This is a genomic window from Actinomadura sp. NBRC 104425, from assembly GCF_030269545.1.
Taxonomy (GTDB): Bacteria; Actinomycetota; Actinomycetes; order Streptosporangiales; family Streptosporangiaceae; genus Spirillospora; species Spirillospora keratinilytica.
Window position 1 is genome coordinate 66,231 of the sequence record NZ_BSTN01000028.1, and the last position, 16,257, is coordinate 82,487.

Below are 16,257 nucleotides of genomic sequence, written 5' to 3' on the forward strand. Positions count from 1 at the left end.
GGGCGCGGCGTGCGCCCCGGCCCCCGCGCGTCAGCTCACCGGAACGTTGTCGATCTTGCCGAAGGGGCCCGCGTCGAAGGTGACCTTCTTGACGTCGCCGGGCGGCGCGGGCAGGTAGACGAAGCCGCGCGCCGGCTGCCCGACGCCCGTGCGGAACGTGGCGCGCCCCGGGTCGACGTAGGAGGCGTACGCGCCGGGGGCGGCGGCTCCGATGCGTACGGCGCGGTACACGTCCTTGCCGCCCGGCACGCTCACGGAGAACGCGGTGAAGGCGCCTCCCGGGTAGTCCTGGTGGGCGTACGAGGCGTCCGCCGGGGTGTTGCCCGGCCCCTCGTTGACGATTTCGAACACGGCCACCAGGTAGGCGCCGTCGCGGTAGAAGGGCTTGACGTTCAGCCGCCGCGTGGCCTGCCCGAACCGCGCGGTGCGGCTGGCCACGGTGGTTCCGTCCTGGGCCCGGAACGCCGCGGGTGTGGGCGACGCAGACGCGCCGGGCGTCGCGGACGGGGTGCCGGTCGCGATGGTGGCCCCCTGCCGCACCTTGTAGGCGATCTCCACGCGGCGGTTGCGGGCGCGGGCCGCCGCGTCGCCGGAGCCGCCCTCCTTGGCGACGGGGTCGGCCTTGCCCTTGCCGGTGGCCGTGTAGGTGTACGTGTCGCCGAGCCGCTTCTTCAGCTCCTTCTCCACGGTCTGGGCGCGGCGCCGCGACAGGTCGAGGTTGCGCGAGGCGTCCCCGGCGCCGTCGGTGTGGCCGTCGATGGCGACGGCGCGGTCGGTGGCGCTGATGGTGCGGCGGATGTCGGCGGCCGCCTGGTCGAGCACCTGCCCGGCGCGTGCGGACAGCTTGTCGGAGTCGGAGTCGAACAGCACGTCCGCGCGCAGGCTGAGCGTCTCGTCGGACGGGCTGGAGGTCACGTCGCGGGTCTCGCCCTCGGTGATGCTGTAGAGGTCGATCGCGCCGCCGCTCGGCGACGTCGTGCCCGGTGACGGCGTGGCCGTGGTGGACGGGGCCGGGGTGGACGGGGCCGGGGTGGCCGTGGCGGACGGGCTCGTGGTCGTCCCGACCGGAACGGCACCCAAGCCCCTCCCGGCGCCGTCCCCGAATGCGACACCGAACCCCGGTCCCCCGCCGGTACGGGGCCCCCTGCCGTTGCGGGGCTCTGTTCCGCCGCCGGGCGGCGTACCGGTACCGGGTGCGGTGCCGCCGCCGGGGGTCGTGCCGGTGCCAGGGCTTGAGCCGGTGCCGGCTGAGGTGCCGGTGGTGACCGGAACCCCGGTGAACTCCCCGGCCGTCCCAGGCGTGATCACCGTGACGCGCTGGACGTCCTGCGGCAGCGGCGGGTACTCGATGCTCAGTTCCTGGGCGGCGCCCATGGTGAGCTGCGCCGGCTGCCCGCCCGTCAGCGGCCGGTAGAGCCTGCGGCCCACCGGGTCGAGCAGCGAGACGGCGAACGGCACGGTGGCGCCCGTCCCGCCCGGCGGGGACGCCGCGCCGCCGGAGGCCCCGGCCGAGGGGGTGGCGGACGCCAGCGGCGTGAGGGCCAGGCGCAGCACCGACCTGGCCGCCTGCCGTTCGACGCCCTTGATCTCGACGCGGGCGTGCAGCCCGTCCGCGCCGCCGAACCAGCCCTCCTTGACCATTCCGCCGCCCGCCGCCGGCGTGGTCGCCGGGCCGCCCGGCGCGCGGGGCGGGTCCACCCTGGCGGCCGCGGGACCGGAGTCGGAACAGCCCGCGGTCATGATCACTACGGCGGTCAACGGGACGGCCGATGCGAGGACGGATCTGCGCACTGTCATGGGGCCTTCCGCTTCCGACAGCGACTCGGTCGCGGGACACCCTAGCGACGCCCACCCGCCCGGGCGACACCTCCACGCCGCCCCGGGCGGAGACCGCGCAGACTGGCCGGGAACCGTTCCGGCGCCGCTCGGCAACAAGGGACGTACCGATCGCAAGCCGAGAGGCCCACGATGAGCGAAACGAGCCCGCCGGGGGCGGATGACGCCTCCGCAATCGAACGGTCCCGGAGCCATCCGGAGGCGTTCGCGGAGGTGTTCCGCCGCCACGCCCCCGACCTCAAGCGGTACGTCACCCGCAGGCTGGGACGCGACGCCGCCGAGGACGTGGTGGCCGAGACCTTCCTGACCGCCTTCCGCCAGCGCGACCGCTACGACCTGGCCCGGCGCGACGCGCGGCCGTGGCTGTACGGGATCGCCACCAACCTGGTCCGCCGGTACGTCCGCGAGGAGGTGCGCCACCTGCGCGCCGCCGAGCGCACCGGCGCCGACCCCGTCACGGCGCCGTTCACCGAACGCAGCGACGAGCGGGTCAGCGCGCAGGCGCACGGGCCGCGCCTGGCCGGGGCGCTGGCGGCACTGCCCAAGGGGCACCGCGACGCGCTGCTGCTGGTGGCCTGGGGCGGCCTGACCTACCCGGAGGCCGCGCAGGCGCTGGGGGTGAGGGTCGGCACGGTCCGCTCCCGCATCAACCGGGCGCGCAAGAGGCTGCGCCGCGAACTCGGCGAGACCAACCCCACGCTGATCGTCAGGGAGGAGAGGGTCCATGGATGAGATGACCGTGCTCGACCGGTTCCGCTCGGAGGTTCCGCGTCCGGGGCCGGACGACCTGCGCGCCGAGGAGGCGCGGCTGATGGCCGCGATCTCCGGGGCCGAGCCCGCGCCCGCCCGCCGGGGCCGCATCGGCGGTCCGGGGCGCGTCCGCGGCCGCCTGGCGATCGGCCTGGCCGGGGGGCTGGCCGCCGCGGCGATGGCCGCCGGGACCGTGGTGGCGTCCCACGACTTCGCCGAGCGCAAGCCGGACCAGGTCACGCGCATCATGCCCGTGGCGGCGTCCGAGGTGCTCACCCGCGCCGCCGACAACGCCGCCAAGTTCCCCGAACTGCACCCCAAGCCCGGCCAGTACCTGGTGTTCGAGTCCCAGACGATGAACCCCGCCGAGCTGAACACCGCCAAGGGTCACTCGCGCTACCTGGAACGCAGCATCCGCAAGGTGTGGCTGCCGGTGGAGGGCGACGCGACGCAGGGCGTCATCGAGGGCAAGCGGCTGTCGCCCAAGCCCTACCCGGGGTGGCCGATTCCGCCGGAGGCGTACCAGACCGAACCGAGCAACGGCCCGGAGAAGCTCGCCGACTTCGACAACCGGGTGGAGTACCTGCGCAACGACTACGCCTACACCAGCCGCCTGCCCACCGACCCGCAGAAGATGTACGAGCACCTCTACACCCGCCTCGGCACGGGCCCGAAGGCCGACATCGAGGCGTGGCAGCGGGTCGGCGGCCTGCTGACGGAGGCGTACATGCCCGCGGCGCAGCGGGCCGCGCTGTTCCGGGCCGCCGCGGCGATCCCCGGCGTCACCACGATCGACGACGCGGTGGACGCGGCCGGCCGCAGGGGCATCGCCGCCGCCAAGGTCATCGGCGGCAGCCGGCACGAGTACATCTTCGACCGGCGCACCTACCGGTACCTCGGCGAACGCGAGGTCGTCACCGACGCGGCCGAGGCCCAGGCGCCGGTCGGGTCGGTTCTGACGTCCACGGCCCTGCTGAAGGTGTCGGTCGCCGACCGGGCCCCGCAGGCCGAGCCGCACAAGTGAACCGTTGACGCGCTCCCCGGCCTGAAGGCCGGGGAGCCGGCGAGCGGCGCACTCACCGGCGTCCTACGCCAGTACATCGGGCGATAGAACCGGCTTGATCCGGGCCGGGGGGACAGCGGATCGCCTGGGGCGGTCCGGATTTTCCCGACGCGGGCGGGCCCCGTCACCGGCGGCGGTGACGGGGCCCGCGACCACTCCGGGAGGCGGAGGCCGATGTCAGAAGGCCTCTTCGGGGAGCTCCATGACGTCCAGCGTGGTGGCCTCGGCGGCGGCGCGCTCGGCGGCCAGGCGCGGCAGCACGTTGGCGCAGAAGAACTGCGCCGCGGCCACCTTGCCCTGGTAGAACGCCTTGTCGGCGTCGGAGACGTCGCCGGCCAGCTTGGCCAGCGCGACCTCGGCCTGGCGGCACAGCAGCCAGGCCACCACCACGTCACCGGCGGCCAGCAGCAGGCGGGTGGTGTTCAGGCCGACCTTGTACAGCTCGCGCGGGTTCTCCATGGACGCCATCGCCCAGCCGATCATCGGCTGCAGGATGCCCTGGAAGTCCTCCAGGGCCCGGCCGAGGGCGGCACGCTCGCTCTTGAGGCGGCCGTTGCCCGCGTCGCCGCCGGCGAACTGGCGGATCTGGTCGGCCAGCGCGGTCAGCGCGGCGCCCTGGTCGCGCAGGATCTTGCGGAAGAAGAAGTCCTGGCCCTGGATCGCGGTGGTGCCCTCGTACAGGGTGTCGATCTTGGAGTCGCGGATGTACTGCTCGACCGGGTAGTCCTGCAGGAAGCCGGAGCCGCCAAAGGTCTGCAGCGAGTCCGAGCCGAGCAGGGCGTAGGCGCGTTCGGAGCCGAAGCCCTTGACGATCGGCAGCAGCAGGTCGTTGAGCTTGGCGGCCTGCTCGTCCTTGCGGCCCTCGTGCTCGGCGATCTGCACCGCGTCCTGGTAGGTGGCGGTGTAGAGCACCAGCGCCCGCATGCCCTCGGCGTAGGCCTTCTGCGTCATCAGGCTGCGCCGCACGTCGGGGTGGTGGGTGATGGTGACGCGCGGGGCGGTCTTGTCGGTCATCCGGGTCATGTCCGCGCCCTGGACGCGCTCCTTGGCGAACTCCAGCGCGTTCAGGTACCCGGTGGACAGGGTGGAGATGGCCTTGGTGCCGACCATCATCCGGGCGTGCTCGATGACCATGAACATCTGCCGGATGCCGTCGTGCACGCCGCCGACCAGGTAGCCGATGGCGGGGTGCTTCTCGCCGAAGGTCAGCTCGCAGGTCGTGGAGACCTTCAGGCCCATCTTCTTCTCGACGTTGGTGACGTACACGCCGTTGCGGTCGCCCAGCTCTCCGGTCTCCAGATCGACCAGGTACTTGGGCACCAGGAACATCGACAGGCCCTTGGTGCCCGGGCCGGCGCCCTCGGGACGGGCCAGGACCAGGTGGAAGATGTTCTCGGCCATGTCGTGCTCGGCCGAGGTGATGAAGCGCTTGACGCCCTCGATGTGCCAGGTGCCGTCGGGCTGCTCCACGGCCTTGGTACGGCCCGCGCCGACGTCGGAGCCGGCGTCCGGCTCGGTCAGCACCATGGTGGAGCCCCACCGCCGCTCGATGGCCAGCTCGGCGAACCGCTTCTGCTCGGGCGTGCCGATCTGGTGCAGCAGCCGGGCGAAGGCGGGGCCGCTGCCGAACATCCAGACGGCCGGGTTGGCGCCCAGAACCATCTCGGCGACCGACCAGATCAGCGAGCGGGGCGCGTTGCTGCCGCCGAGCTCCTCGGGCAGCTCCAGCCGCCACCACTCGGCGTCCATCCACGCCTGGAAGGACTTCTTGAAGCTCTCCGGCATGGTGACCGAGCCGGTGGCCGGGTCGAAGACCGGCGGGTTGCGGTCGGCGTCGGCGAAGGAATCCGCCAGCGGGCCGGAGGCCAGCCGCTCGACCTCCTCCAGGATGCTGCGGGCGGTGTCGGCGTCCACCTCGGCGAAGGGTCCGGTGCCGAGGACCTCGCCGCGTCCGAGGACCTCGAAGAGGTTGAACTCCAGGTCCCGGAGGTTGCTCTTGTAGTGCCCCATCGAAGCTCCTTGCCTTGGCCGGTGGCGGCGGCGGGCAACGACCCCGACCGACCTCCCGGGTGACGGTATGGCGTTCGTAACGTACTGGTCGGTAACACCTCCAATGCTACCCACTGGTAACCAGTGTCGACCACACATTCCGAATGCGATTCCGGACGACAGGCCACTAGACATCGGGCGACAACGGCGAAAAGTGATACAAATCACACAGTGCCGTAAGGTCGCCCGAAAACCGTTCATCACGCCCGCAACAGGACGCCAGACACCGGGTACACCCTTGTCGGATCCACCGCCGAGCCCCTGGGCAAGCGCACAACGAGGAGGTTCACGGCACCGCGCCGCCCTTGCACCGCCGGCCGCCGGAGACCGAATGCGCCTCGGAATCGGCTGCCGGACGCTTAACCGTCCGGGTCAGGGGTTCGAACGCGGGGCCGTGCTGAGGCAGGATCGGCTATCTGGCCGTCGTTTCCGTCGGTGACCCGGCGCCCGCAGCCGCACCCCGTACCCGACAAGGAGAACGCCCATGAACCCGACGGAGTCCCCGAGGCTCACCGTCATCGGCACCGGCTACCTCGGCGCCACCCACGCGATCTGCATGGCCGTCCTGGGCTACGACGTCCTGGGCATCGACGTGGACGAGCGTAAGATCGCCAAACTGGCCGTCGGCGAGGTGCCGTTCTTCGAACCCGGCCTGCCCGAACTGCTCACCAAGGCGCTGGAGTCGGGCCGGCTGCGCTTCTCCACCTCCTTCGCCGAGGCCGGGGAGTTCGGCGACGTGCACTTCATCTGCGTGGGCACCCCGCAGCAGCCCGGCTCGGACGCCTGCGACCTGTCCTACGTCAACGCCGCGATCGACTCCCTCGCCCCCCACCTGGCCCGCCGGGCCCTGGTGGTGGGCAAGTCGACCGTCCCGGTCGGCACCGCCGCCGAGCTCACCGAGCGGCTGCAGCGGCTGGCGCCCGCGGGCACGGACGTCGAGCTGGCGTGGAACCCCGAGTTCCTGCGCGAGGGCTACGCCGTCGACGACACCATGCACCCCGACCGGCTGGTCTTCGGGGTCGCCTCCGACTGGGCCGACGCGCAGCTGCGGGCGGCGTTCCGGCCCATCCTGGACCAGGGCACCCCGGTGATCCGCACCGACCTGGCCACGGCCGAGCTGGTCAAGGTGGCCGCCAACTCGTTCCTCGCCACCAAGATCTCCTACATCAACGCGATGGCCGAGGTGTGCGAGGCGGTCGGCGCCGACGTCAAGGACCTGGCCGACTCGCTGGCCCTGGACGACCGGATCGGCGGCAAGTTCCTCAAGCCCGGCCTCGGCTTCGGCGGCGGCTGCCTGCCCAAGGACATCCGCGCGTTCGCCCACCGCGCCGAGGAGATCGGCGTCGGCCAGGCGGTCTCGTTCCTGCGCGAAGTGGACGCGATCAACCGGCGCCGCCGCGCCCGCACCGTCGACCTGGTGCGCGAGCTGCTCGGCGGCCAGATCTCCGGGCACCGCATCGCCTGCTGGGGCGCGGCCTTCAAGCCCAACTCCGACGACATCCGCGACGCGCCCGCGCTCGATGTGGCACGTACCATGCACGGCCTGGGCGGGCAGGTACGGGTCTACGACCCGGCCGCACTCGACAACGCCCGCCGCGCCTTCCCCGAGCTGCGCTACGGCGAGAACGCCATGGACGTGGCCCGCGACGCCGACGTCGTGGTGCTGCTGACCGAGTGGTCGGAGTTCCGCGAGATCGACCCGGACGCCCTGGCCGAGGTCGTCGCCCACCGCCGCATCGTGGACGGCCGCCACGCCCTGGACGCCGCCCGCTGGCGCGAAGCGGGCTGGGAGTACCGCGCCCTGGGCCGCTCCTAACCCCCAGGTTTCAAAAGCCGCCCCTCCCTAACCCACCACACATCGCGAACAAGCGGCAGGCCACAGCCCACCAGCACGAGCAAGGCCAGAAGCCCCACACTTCCGGCCGCGCTCCAAGCGCCCGGGAGGCCGGAGCCCTCGGACCGAGCCTCCCAGGCGCACCGGCACATCGCGGACAGGCGGCACGCCCAGCACGCGCGCCAACGGCACGAGGCGGGCAGGGAACACCACGCCCCGGACCGCTCCTGAACATCCGAGCGCCCCCAGTCCCGAAAGGCCAAACCTCCCGGGCACACCGGCACATCGCGGACAGGCGGCATGCCCACGACACGGCCCGGTGGCGCAACGCGGGCTGGGAACATCACGCCCCCGGCCGCTCCTGCTCCCCAGGAGCCCCCGAGCGCTCGAAGGCCGAGATCCCTGGGTGGAGGGTCTGCCCCTGGGGAAGGGCTGGGGTGGGCTTTTGGTTGGATTAGGGGTGAGGGCGTGAGGCTGCATGCCCTTCCGGACGAGGAGCGCGCCGTACCCGGTCAAGACAAGACGACGCGTGGAAGTGATCGGCTCATCTTGTCCGGAAAGGTGGGAACATGGCCTGGGTCCTCGTCATCGTCGCCGGGCTGTTCGAAGTGGCCATGGCGTTGTCGCTGAAGGCCAGCCGCGGTTTCACTCAGGTGCTGCCGTCCATAGGGTTCGCGGTGTTCGCCGCCGTGAGTTTCGGCCTGCTCAGCCTGGCGCTGAACAGGCTGGACGTCGGCACCGCTTACGCGGTGTGGGTGGGCATCGGGGCCGTCGGCACCGCCGCGCTCGGCATGCTGTTCATGGGCGACCAGGTCTCGGTGGCCAGGATCGCGGCGCTGGCGCTGATCGTCGCCGGGGTCGTCGGGCTCAACCTGGCCGGCGGCGGCGCCCACTGAGCTGCGCCCGCGGCCGTCCGTCGCCGTCCGAGGTTGTCCGTGGCCGTCCGCGGCCGCGCCGGGAACGCACATTCCCCTGTTCGCGTCTACTTGGCGAGGACGCGATAGCGTCCCGATCTCTCGGGAGGGGAGAAACGACGTGGTCTTCAAGAAGCTGATGCAGGCGCTGGGAGTCGGCGGCCCGCAGGTCGAAACCGTCCTGCACAACCCGAACACCACGCCCGGCGGGGTGGTGACGGGCGAGGTGACCGTCATCGGCGGCGAGCACGACTCCGACATCAAGGGCGTCAACCTGGCTCTGAAGACCCGCGTCGAGGTCGAGTCCGGCGACAGCGAGTACCAGTCCGACCTGGAGTACGCCAAGGTGCAGATCGCCGGGCCGTTCCGGCTGGACGACGGCGCACGGCACAGCATCCCGTTCCAGCTGAACATCCCGTGGGAGGCGCCGCTGACGCACTTCTACGGGCGGCCTCTGCACGGCACCACCGTCGGCGTCGCCACCGAGCTGGAGGTCGCGCGGGCCGTCGACGCCACCGACCTGGACCCGATCGCGGTGCACCCGCTGCCCGCGCAGGAGCGGATCCTCACCGCCTTCGCCAACCTCGGCTTCCACTTCCGCAACGCCGACTGCGAGAAGGGCCGCATCTGGGGCGTCCACCAGGAGCTGCCGTTCTACCAGGAGATCGAGTTCTACCCGCCGACGCAGTACGTCCGCGGCATCAACCAGCTCGAAGTGACCTTCGTGTCGTACCCGCAGTCGATGGAGGTCGTCCTGGAGCTGGACAAGCGCGGTGGGCTGTTCACCGAGGGACACGACTCGTTCGCCCGCTTCACCGTCGACTACGCCACCGTCAACAACACCAACTGGGAGCAGCAGCTCGACTCCTACCTGCAGCAGGCGGCACGGCGCCGCGGCCTCTTCTGACCGGCGGGGGGTTGGCGCCCACCAGAGGAGACTGAACCACGTGACACAACCCCCCGGACTCAGCGAAACCGAACAACGGCTCTGGGCGGCGTTCCCGACGGGCGCCCGCGTGGTCCTCGGGGACGACCGTCCGGCCGGTCCGGACCCCGGGCGCATCGTCCGCGCCGAGGTGATCAGGCAGCTGCTGCTCGGCGCGTGCGAGCCGCGCGAGGGGTACGTGCCCGCCGTCCGGCTCACCGGCGCGTACATCATCGGACGGCTGGACGTGTCGGGCGGCACGGTCGAGCACGAGCTGCGGCTGGAGCACTGCCGCCTGGTCGAGCAGCCCGACTTCTCCAACGCTCGCACCCGGCAGCTGCGCCTGTCGGACTGCCGGATGCCCGGGTTCGACGGCGGCGGCCTGCACGCCGACGGCTATCTCAGCCTGTCCCGCTCGGTGATCGACGGGGAGGTGCGGCTGCCGCGCGCCCAGCTCATGGGCGGGCTGCGGATGACCCGCACCGTGATCACCGAGACCGACCCGGCCAAGTGGGCGGTGTTCAGCGGCGGCATGGTGGTCGAGGTCGGCGCGTTCATCCGGGACGCGCAGATCACCGGCGGGATGCGGCTGGTCGGCGCGCGCATGAACGGCGGGCTGTTCATGGAGGGCACCGCGCTGCGCAATCCGGGGCGGCTGGCCCTGGACGCGCAGAACATGACCGTCGAGGACACCGCCGAGTTCAGCAGGGGCTTCACCGCCGTCGGCACGGTGCGGCTGCGCAGCGCCCGGGTCAACGGCATCCTGTCGTTCTCCAAGGCCGTCCTGGACTCCGGCGACCCGACACGGATGGCGCTGCACGCCAGCCACCTGCACGCCGACGAGCTGATCCTGTGGCCGCAGCGCCGGATCGAGGGCCGGGTGTCGCTGTCGTACTCCCGGATCGGCCTGATCGTGGACGACCCGTCCATCTGGCCCGACGAGCTGTACCTCAACGGGCTCGTCTACGACAGCCTGCGCGGCGGCACCTTCCGCGACCGGCTGAACTGGGTCAACCGCGACAAGCAGTTCCACCTGCAGCCGTACGAGCAGCTCGCCGCCTGGTACCACGGCATCGGCCACGACGACCTCGCCCGCAAGGTGCAGCTGGCCAAGCTGCGCACCCGCCGCCGCCATCTGACCAACCCGATCGGCAAGGCGTGGGGGTACCTGCTGGATTGGACGGTCGGGTACGGCTACCGGCCGTGGCTGGCGTTCGGCTGGTTCGCCGTCCTGGTGACGCTCGGCACGGCGGTGTTCTCGGCCGACAAGCCGCATCCGATCAAGCCTCCGGACGAACGGCCCGACTACCACGCCCTCGTCTACACACTGGACCTGCTGATCCCGATCGACACGTTCGGGCAGCAGCAGGCGTTCGACCCGTCCGGCTGGTCCCGCTGGGTGGCGTATGCGCTGGTCGCCACGGGGTGGATCCTGGCCACCGCGCTGATCGCCGGGGTGACCCGCGTGCTGCGTCCCAGCTGACCGGGCCGCCGGGCATACCGGCCGCCGGCGGGGGGCGCCCCCGCCGTCGTGCATCGCCGAGAATGGGACGTCATGGGGACTTACCTGATCACCGGGGCGACCGGGGGCATCGGCACCGCGGTCGCCGAGCTGCTGCGCGACCGCGGGCACGACCTGATCCTGACCGGCCGGTCGGCGGCGCGGCTGGACGCGCTGGCGGCGTCGCTGCGCGGCGGGGCGCACGCGCCGACGCAGGTCATCGTCCGCGAACGCAACGGGGAGACGGGGGCCGCGGCGCGCGCCGCCACCGCCGCGGGCGCGTCGATCCGCACGGTCCCGCTCGACCTGGCCGAACCGCGCCGACTGGAGGCGGCGCTGGCCGCGACGGGGCTGCCCGACCGGCTGGACGGCCTGGTGCACTGCGCGGGCGTCGTCCACCTGGGCACGGTGGCCGAGCTGGACGCCGACCAGTGGCAGGAGCACCTGAACGTCAACCTGGTGTCGGCGGCGGAGCTGACGCGGCTGCTGCTGCCCGCGCTGCGCGCCGCGGAGGGGCAGGTGGTGTTCGTCAACTCCACGTCGGGGCTGCGGGCGAACCCGAACTGGTCGGCCTACGCGGCGAGCAAGTGGGGCATGCGGGCGCTGGCGGACTCGCTGCGCGCCGAGGAACCGCTGCTGCGGGTGACGACCGTCTTCCCCGGCCGCACCGCGACCGGGATGCAGCGGCGCGTCCGCGCGCAGGAGGGGCAGCCGTACGACGCCGGCGACTTCGCCGCGCCGGCCACGGTGGCACGCGTGCTGGTGGCCGCCCTGGAGACGCCGCGCGACGCGGCCGTCACCGAGGTGACGGTGCGTCCCCGCTGAGGGTCAGTAACCGGCCCGGTAGGCGGGGGCGGCGGGCTCGGGCTGACGGCGGCGGCGCAGCAGCCAGGAGGCGAGCACGCCGCCGATCATCCCGAACAGGTGGCCCTGCCAGGAGATCCCCGGGTCGCTGGGCAGCACCCCGAAGATCAGCCCGCCGTACAGCAGCACCACCGCGGCGGCGATCGCCAGGTCCAGCAGGTGCCGTTCGAACAGGCCGCGGCCGAGCAGGTAGCCGAAGAAGCCGAAGATCAGGATGCTGGAGCCCAGGGTGTTGGCCGAGCTGGTGAACCACACCCCGAGGCCGCCCACCACGATGATCACCAGGCTGGCGGCCAGGAACTTGGCGATCCCGCGCGCCGCCGCCAGAAAACCCAGGATCATGAACGGCACGGTGTTGCCGATCAGGTGGCCGAAGCCGCCGTGCATGAACGGTGCGGTGAAGATGTCCGGCAGGTCGTCGACGTCGTGCGGCTGGATGCCGAACGCGTCCAGCCGTCCGCCGACGACGTAGTCGAAGATCTCCAGCACCCACATGACGGCGGTGACCGCGCCGACCAGTACGACCGCGCCGAGGGCCCGCACGCCGTGCGTGGCGAGCCCTTCGGAACGGTGCCGTTCCTGCGGCTGGGGGGAATAGCTCATGTGCGCCACCGTAGGTGTGAAAGACGTTCCCGTCACCACTCTCAACGAACCAGGGGGTGGCGCTGTGCCCCGCCCACTGTGGCGAACGTCATTCGGTTTCCGTCATAGTGGGGCGCATGCGCGCGGTGGTGTGTGAGGAGTTCGGGTCCGTCGTCGTACGCGAGCAGGACCCGCCCGAGCCCGGACCCGGACAGGCGCTCGTGGACGTGGCGGCGGCCGGGGTCAACTACGTGGACGCGCTGCTCGTCCACGGCCGCTACCAGATCAAACCGCCGCTGCCCTACGTGCCGGGCACCGAAGTCGCCGGAACCGTCGCGGCGCTCGGGCCTGACGCGGACGGCCCGGCGGTGGGCACGCGTGTGCTCGTCAGCTGCTTCGGAGGCGGCTTCGCGTCCCAGGTGGCCGTTCCCGCGGCCACGCTGGTGCCGATCCCCGACCACCTGGACGCGCCGCGCGCGGCGACGTTCCCGCAGAGCCACTGCACTGCGTTGTTCGCGCTGCACGAGCGGGGCGGCCTGGCGTCCGGGGAGACGGTGATGGTGCTGGGCGCGGGCGGCGGCGTCGGCCTCGCCACGGTCAAGGTGGCGACGGCGCTGGGCGCCCGCGTGCTGGCCGTCGCGTCCACTCCGGGCAAAAGGGAGCTGGCGCTGGCCGCCGGGGCCGAGGCGGCGGCCGGCCCCGACGACGTCAAGACGTCCGCGCGGGAATGGTCGCAGGGCGGCGTCGACCTGGTGGTCGATCCGGTCGGCGGGGCCCTGGCGGACCCGGCTCTGCGCGCCCTGCGGGAGGGCGGCCGCTACCTGGTGATCGGTTTCGCCTCCGGCGAGATCCCGTCACTCCCCCTCAACCAGGTGCTTTTGCGCAACCGCACGGTCGTCGGCGTCGATTGGGGCGCTTGGTCGCTGACGCATCAGGCCGAGCAGCGCGCCCTGCTGAACGCAGCGCTCGATCTGGTCACCGACCCGGTGGCGCCGCGGACACACCCTCTGGACGCGGCTCCCGCCGTCCTGGAGGACCTCCTTCATCGCCGGACCGCAGGCAAGATCGCCCTGATCCCCTAGCCGGTCAGGCGGCCTGGTCGGCGCGGTGCTCCTCCACGTCGCCGCGTACCGAGATCACCGGCAGTCGGCGCCGCGCCGGGGCGTCCGCCTCGCGACGCAGGTAGCGGCGCTCCTCCGGGGTCGTCCCGCCCCAGATCCCGTCGGGCTCGCCCACGCGCAGCGCCCAGGACAGGCAATCGGCGGTGACCGGGCAGTTGCCGCAGATCGCCTTGGCCGCCGCGATCTGCTCCTGGAGAACGGGCGCACCGTAGCCGATCGGGAAGAACAGGTCGGGATCGGCGCCCCGGCAGATGGCGTGGTCGGTCCAGTGCTCGTCGTTGTCGCTGTTGAACATGGTCTCTCCCGCCGATGTCCGGAGGGCCGGCACCGGAGGCTGTGGGGTGGGAAAGCTTGTCGAACACAACGTAGTACTACAGGCCGTAGTACTACAAGTCATGGTGACCGACTGGCCGGATCGACCCGCCGTTAGCCTGGGACGGTGCGTCCCAGTCCGACCATCCGCGAGGCCACCCGCGACGACCTGCCGGAAATCGTCGGCCTGCTGACCGACGACGGCCTCGGCGCCACCCGCGAATCGCCAGGCGAGGCGCTCCCCGAGTACTACGTGCGCGCCTTCGAGGCCATCGCCGACGACCCCCGCAACGCCGTCATCGTCGCCGAAGTGGACGGCGCCATCGTCGGCACGCTGCAACTCACCTACATCCCGAGCCTGACCTGCCAGGGCGGCGAACGCGCCCAGATCGAGGGCGTCCGCGTCGCCACCGACCAGCGCGGCCACGGCATCGGCCAAGCAATGATCGCTTGGGCCGTCGAGCAGGCCCGTGCGCGCGGCTGCCGCATCGTCCAGCTCACCACGGACCGCCGCCGTCCCGAGGCGATCCGTTTCTACCAGAAACTCGGCTTCCGCCCGTCCCATACGGGCATGAAGTACCACCTGAACGAGACCTAAACGCCGCCACGGGACCTTTTTGACCAACGATCTACCGCGACCCCACCCCGGTCACCTGGCCACCCTGCTGGACTTCCCTACCGGCGGTCTCTCCGCGATCACCGGCATCGCCTGCCCGACAACTCTCCGCCCAAGGACCCCGCCGCCGACGTGGCAGCGCTGCTGTGGGACGTCCGGCGCCTGACGGCCGCTCAGATGCGGCATGTCCGCGACCATGCCGCCGTCATGCGGCGTCAGATGCCGGACGATGCCATCGATCGAAGGTTCTACGCGGCTGGCCCCTACAGGATTTCTCGTTGACGGCATGGCAGGCACCCCACCGCTGCACACGCTGCGCGCCGACGGGGCACAGACGACGTTTGACCGCATCAGCAGGCCCGCCGGCCGGTTCCTTTGATCTGCCACGTCGGCGCGGTCAAGGGCCGCAGCGCCACCGGTGACGGCCGCCATGCCTTCGTTCGCGTTCATGACAACGAACGTGATGGCCGGCCACCCAGGCCGCGGGCGGGAGCAGCACGCGAATGCGAGTTCAGGGTTTCATGAATCCACGACATCGTGTATCGTCCGCCACATGCCGAACGTCACCACCGCGTTGGCCGATGACCTGGACGCCCTCGCACGGTTCGGGCGGGCGCTGGCCGATCCGATCCGGTGCCGCATTCTGCTGGCCCTGCGCGACGCTCCCGCCCACCCGGCCGACCTGGCCGAGGCCTTGGGGATCTCCCGCACCCGGCTGTCGAACCACCTGGCCTGCCTGCGGGACTGCGGCCTGGTGGTCGCCGTACCCGAAGGCCGCCGGATCCGCTACGAACTGGCCGACGCCAGACTCGGGCACGCCCTGGATGATCTGCTCGACGCCGTGCTGACGGTGGCTGCCGACCGCACCTGCCCGGACGCCGAGCAGCAGGGATGCTGCTGACCGGCGCTCCGACCCGTCATCCGGCGACGAAGGAGAACCGATGGCGCTTACCGCGCTTGTCATTTATGCGGTGTGGGCCTTGCTGGCATTCGGGCTGCGCACCTGGGTGCAGTGGCGCCGCACCGGTGACACCGGGTTTCGTGGCACCGGCTTCCGGCGCGGCACCGTGCAGTGGTGGGCCCGGATTCTGTTCATCGCGGCCCTGCTCGCCGTTGCCGCAGGCCCGGTCGCTGAACTCCTCGGCCTGTCCCCCGTCGACGCCCTCGATCGGCAGGCCGTGCACATCGGCGGGCTGGCGACGGCCATGCTCGGCGTCGCCGCCACCCTCGCGGCGCAGGTTTCGATGGGCGCGTCCTGGCGCATCGGCGTGGACGAGGACGAGCGCACCACCCTGGTCACCGGCGGAGCATTCGCGCTGGCCCGCAACCCCATCTTCACCGCGATGATCACAACGGCGGTGGGGCTGGCGGCCATGGTCCCGAACCTGGTGTCACTCGCCGGCCTCGTCCTCACCGTCGGGTCGATTGAAATGCAGGTTCGCGCCGTTGAAGAGCCCTACCTGCGACGCGTGCACGGCGAGGCCTACATCCGCTATGCCGCCAGGGTCGGCCGTTTCCTCCCCGGTATAGGACGCGACCGCACGCCCGCTTAGACGACCCCGCCCCAGTGAGTTGGGGACCAGTCATCGCGGCCAGTTTGCGATACCTCCAGGGTGATGACGCGGCCCGAGGGTAAAGCCCCAGGTGGGCACCGCTTGCGCATGGCGGCACAGGGTGAATTCTGCAGCAGTCCGGCGGTTGTGCAAGTGCGCAGGTCAGAGCGGTGCTGGGCGTGGCGGCGGGGTGGGGGTGTTGGGGCGCGGGTAAAGGGCCTCGGTGAGGTACTCGGAGAATTGCGCGAAGGACGATGCCTCGATCAAGCGGTCGCCGCGTGCGTCCTGGATCATCGCCCAGAAGTGGCCGGTGTAGGTGCCGTACCACAGGCAGACG

General features: G+C 71.7%; 16 protein-coding genes and 1 riboswitch. Of the genes, 11 read left to right on the forward strand and 5 right to left on the reverse strand.

The annotated features are described in order from the left end of the window. Positions 1-30: 30 nt before the first annotated feature. Positions 31-1,740, reverse strand: a complete 1,710-nt coding sequence (locus QSK22_RS28370; protein ID WP_285497482.1) for an OmpA family protein — start codon at positions 1,738-1,740, stop codon at positions 31-33. 228 nt (positions 1,741-1,968) lie between these two features. Between QSK22_RS28370 and QSK22_RS28375 the strand changes: the two genes are divergently transcribed. After that, the gene (locus QSK22_RS28375) at positions 1,969-2,568 is read left to right on the forward strand and encodes an RNA polymerase sigma factor (protein WP_285497483.1); all 600 of its coding nucleotides are present in this window, start codon (positions 1,969-1,971) and stop codon (positions 2,566-2,568) included. Beyond that, positions 2,561-3,610, forward strand: coding sequence for a CU044_5270 family protein (locus tag QSK22_RS28380; protein WP_285497484.1), 1,050 nt, complete (start codon positions 2,561-2,563; stop codon positions 3,608-3,610). Before QSK22_RS28375 ends, QSK22_RS28380 begins: the two co-directional genes overlap by 8 nt. 216 nt (positions 3,611-3,826) lie before the next feature. Here the strand turns inward: QSK22_RS28380 and QSK22_RS28385 are convergent, their stop codons facing one another. Then, entirely contained in the window at positions 3,827-5,659 is a 1,833-nt protein-coding gene (locus QSK22_RS28385; RefSeq protein WP_285497485.1) for an acyl-CoA dehydrogenase, read from the reverse strand. Positions 5,660-6,182: 523 nt separating this feature from the next. Between QSK22_RS28385 and QSK22_RS28390 the strand changes: the two genes are divergently transcribed. The 5 genes from QSK22_RS28390 (at position 6,183) to QSK22_RS28410 (ending at position 11,697) form a co-directional block, all read left to right on the forward strand. Further along, positions 6,183-7,514: a UDP-glucose dehydrogenase family protein gene (locus QSK22_RS28390; protein WP_285497486.1), complete on the forward strand. Its 1,332-nt coding sequence runs from the start codon at positions 6,183-6,185 to the stop codon at positions 7,512-7,514. 478 nt (positions 7,515-7,992) lie between these two features. Further along, positions 7,993-8,064, forward strand: a riboswitch (guanidine-III (ykkC-III) riboswitch). A 37-nt stretch (positions 8,065-8,101) separates the two neighbouring features. Continuing rightward, positions 8,102-8,428: a DMT family transporter gene (locus QSK22_RS28395; RefSeq protein WP_285497487.1), complete on the forward strand. Its 327-nt coding sequence runs from the start codon at positions 8,102-8,104 to the stop codon at positions 8,426-8,428. A gap of 139 nt (positions 8,429-8,567) precedes the next feature. Next, positions 8,568-9,353, forward strand: coding sequence for a sporulation protein (locus QSK22_RS28400; RefSeq protein WP_285497488.1), 786 nt, complete (start codon positions 8,568-8,570; stop codon positions 9,351-9,353). 40 nt (positions 9,354-9,393) lie between these two features. Further along, positions 9,394-10,854 carry a hypothetical protein gene (locus tag QSK22_RS28405; protein WP_285497489.1) on the forward strand — a complete coding sequence of 487 codons (1,461 nt, stop codon included), beginning with the start codon at positions 9,394-9,396 and terminating at the stop codon, positions 10,852-10,854. A gap of 72 nt (positions 10,855-10,926) precedes the next feature. Continuing rightward, on the forward strand, positions 10,927-11,697 hold the full coding sequence (locus tag QSK22_RS28410; protein WP_285497490.1) for an SDR family oxidoreductase: 771 nt from the start codon (positions 10,927-10,929) through the stop codon (positions 11,695-11,697). Between the two features lie 3 nt (positions 11,698-11,700). Here QSK22_RS28410 and QSK22_RS28415 read toward each other — a convergent pair whose 3' ends face one another. Continuing rightward, positions 11,701-12,339, reverse strand: coding sequence for a rhomboid family intramembrane serine protease (locus tag QSK22_RS28415; RefSeq protein ID WP_285497491.1), 639 nt, complete (start codon positions 12,337-12,339; stop codon positions 11,701-11,703). A gap of 116 nt (positions 12,340-12,455) precedes the next feature. Between QSK22_RS28415 and QSK22_RS28420 the strand changes: the two genes are divergently transcribed. Beyond that, positions 12,456-13,400, forward strand: a complete 945-nt coding sequence (locus QSK22_RS28420; protein WP_285497493.1) for an NADPH:quinone oxidoreductase family protein — start codon at positions 12,456-12,458, stop codon at positions 13,398-13,400. 4 nt (positions 13,401-13,404) lie between these two features. Here QSK22_RS28420 and QSK22_RS28425 read toward each other — a convergent pair whose 3' ends face one another. Beyond that, positions 13,405-13,734: a WhiB family transcriptional regulator gene (locus QSK22_RS28425; protein ID WP_285497494.1), complete on the reverse strand. Its 330-nt coding sequence runs from the start codon at positions 13,732-13,734 to the stop codon at positions 13,405-13,407. A gap of 144 nt (positions 13,735-13,878) precedes the next feature. On the opposite strand from QSK22_RS28425, the gene QSK22_RS28430 reads away from it, so the two are divergent. After that, positions 13,879-14,349 carry a GNAT family N-acetyltransferase gene (locus QSK22_RS28430; protein ID WP_285497495.1) on the forward strand — a complete coding sequence of 157 codons (471 nt, stop codon included), beginning with the start codon at positions 13,879-13,881 and terminating at the stop codon, positions 14,347-14,349. 51 nt (positions 14,350-14,400) lie between these two features. Here the strand turns inward: QSK22_RS28430 and QSK22_RS28435 are convergent, their stop codons facing one another. After that, positions 14,401-14,817 (reverse strand): hypothetical protein, encoded by a 417-nt coding sequence (locus tag QSK22_RS28435; protein WP_285497496.1) that lies wholly within the window; start codon positions 14,815-14,817, stop codon positions 14,401-14,403. Between the two features lie 103 nt (positions 14,818-14,920). Here QSK22_RS28435 and QSK22_RS28440 point away from each other — a divergent pair, with 103 nt between their 5' ends. Both QSK22_RS28440 and QSK22_RS28445 read left to right on the forward strand, forming a co-directional pair. Next, a complete protein-coding gene (locus QSK22_RS28440; RefSeq protein ID WP_285497497.1) occupies positions 14,921-15,268 on the forward strand; it encodes an ArsR/SmtB family transcription factor in 348 nt (115 codons plus the stop codon). Between the two features lie 40 nt (positions 15,269-15,308). Further along, positions 15,309-15,920 (forward strand): methyltransferase family protein, encoded by a 612-nt coding sequence (locus tag QSK22_RS28445; RefSeq protein ID WP_285497498.1) that lies wholly within the window; start codon positions 15,309-15,311, stop codon positions 15,918-15,920. The last annotated feature ends 337 nt before the right edge of the window (positions 15,921-16,257 follow it).

Coding starts and splice junctions, on each gene's coding strand:
- QSK22_RS28440 (WP_285497497.1), top strand. CDS start 14,921: ATGCCGAACGTCACCACCGCGTTGGCCGATGACCTGGACGCCCTCGCA.
- QSK22_RS28385 (WP_285497485.1), bottom strand. CDS start 5,659: ATGGGGCACTACAAGAGCAACCTCCGGGACCTGGAGTTCAACCTCTTC.
- QSK22_RS28395 (WP_285497487.1), top strand. CDS start 8,102: ATGGCCTGGGTCCTCGTCATCGTCGCCGGGCTGTTCGAAGTGGCCATG.
- QSK22_RS28445 (WP_285497498.1), top strand. CDS start 15,309: ATGGCGCTTACCGCGCTTGTCATTTATGCGGTGTGGGCCTTGCTGGCA.
- QSK22_RS28380 (WP_285497484.1), top strand. CDS start 2,561: ATGGATGAGATGACCGTGCTCGACCGGTTCCGCTCGGAGGTTCCGCGT.
- QSK22_RS28435 (WP_285497496.1), bottom strand. CDS start 14,817: ATGAACGCGAACGAAGGCATGGCGGCCGTCACCGGTGGCGCTGCGGCC.
- QSK22_RS28420 (WP_285497493.1), top strand. CDS start 12,456: ATGCGCGCGGTGGTGTGTGAGGAGTTCGGGTCCGTCGTCGTACGCGAG.
- QSK22_RS28410 (WP_285497490.1), top strand. CDS start 10,927: ATGGGGACTTACCTGATCACCGGGGCGACCGGGGGCATCGGCACCGCG.
- QSK22_RS28425 (WP_285497494.1), bottom strand. CDS start 13,734: ATGTTCAACAGCGACAACGACGAGCACTGGACCGACCACGCCATCTGC.
- QSK22_RS28370 (WP_285497482.1), bottom strand. CDS start 1,740: ATGACCGCGGGCTGTTCCGACTCCGGTCCCGCGGCCGCCAGGGTGGAC.
- QSK22_RS28375 (WP_285497483.1), top strand. CDS start 1,969: ATGAGCGAAACGAGCCCGCCGGGGGCGGATGACGCCTCCGCAATCGAA.
- QSK22_RS28390 (WP_285497486.1), top strand. CDS start 6,183: ATGAACCCGACGGAGTCCCCGAGGCTCACCGTCATCGGCACCGGCTAC.
- QSK22_RS28415 (WP_285497491.1), bottom strand. CDS start 12,339: ATGAGCTATTCCCCCCAGCCGCAGGAACGGCACCGTTCCGAAGGGCTC.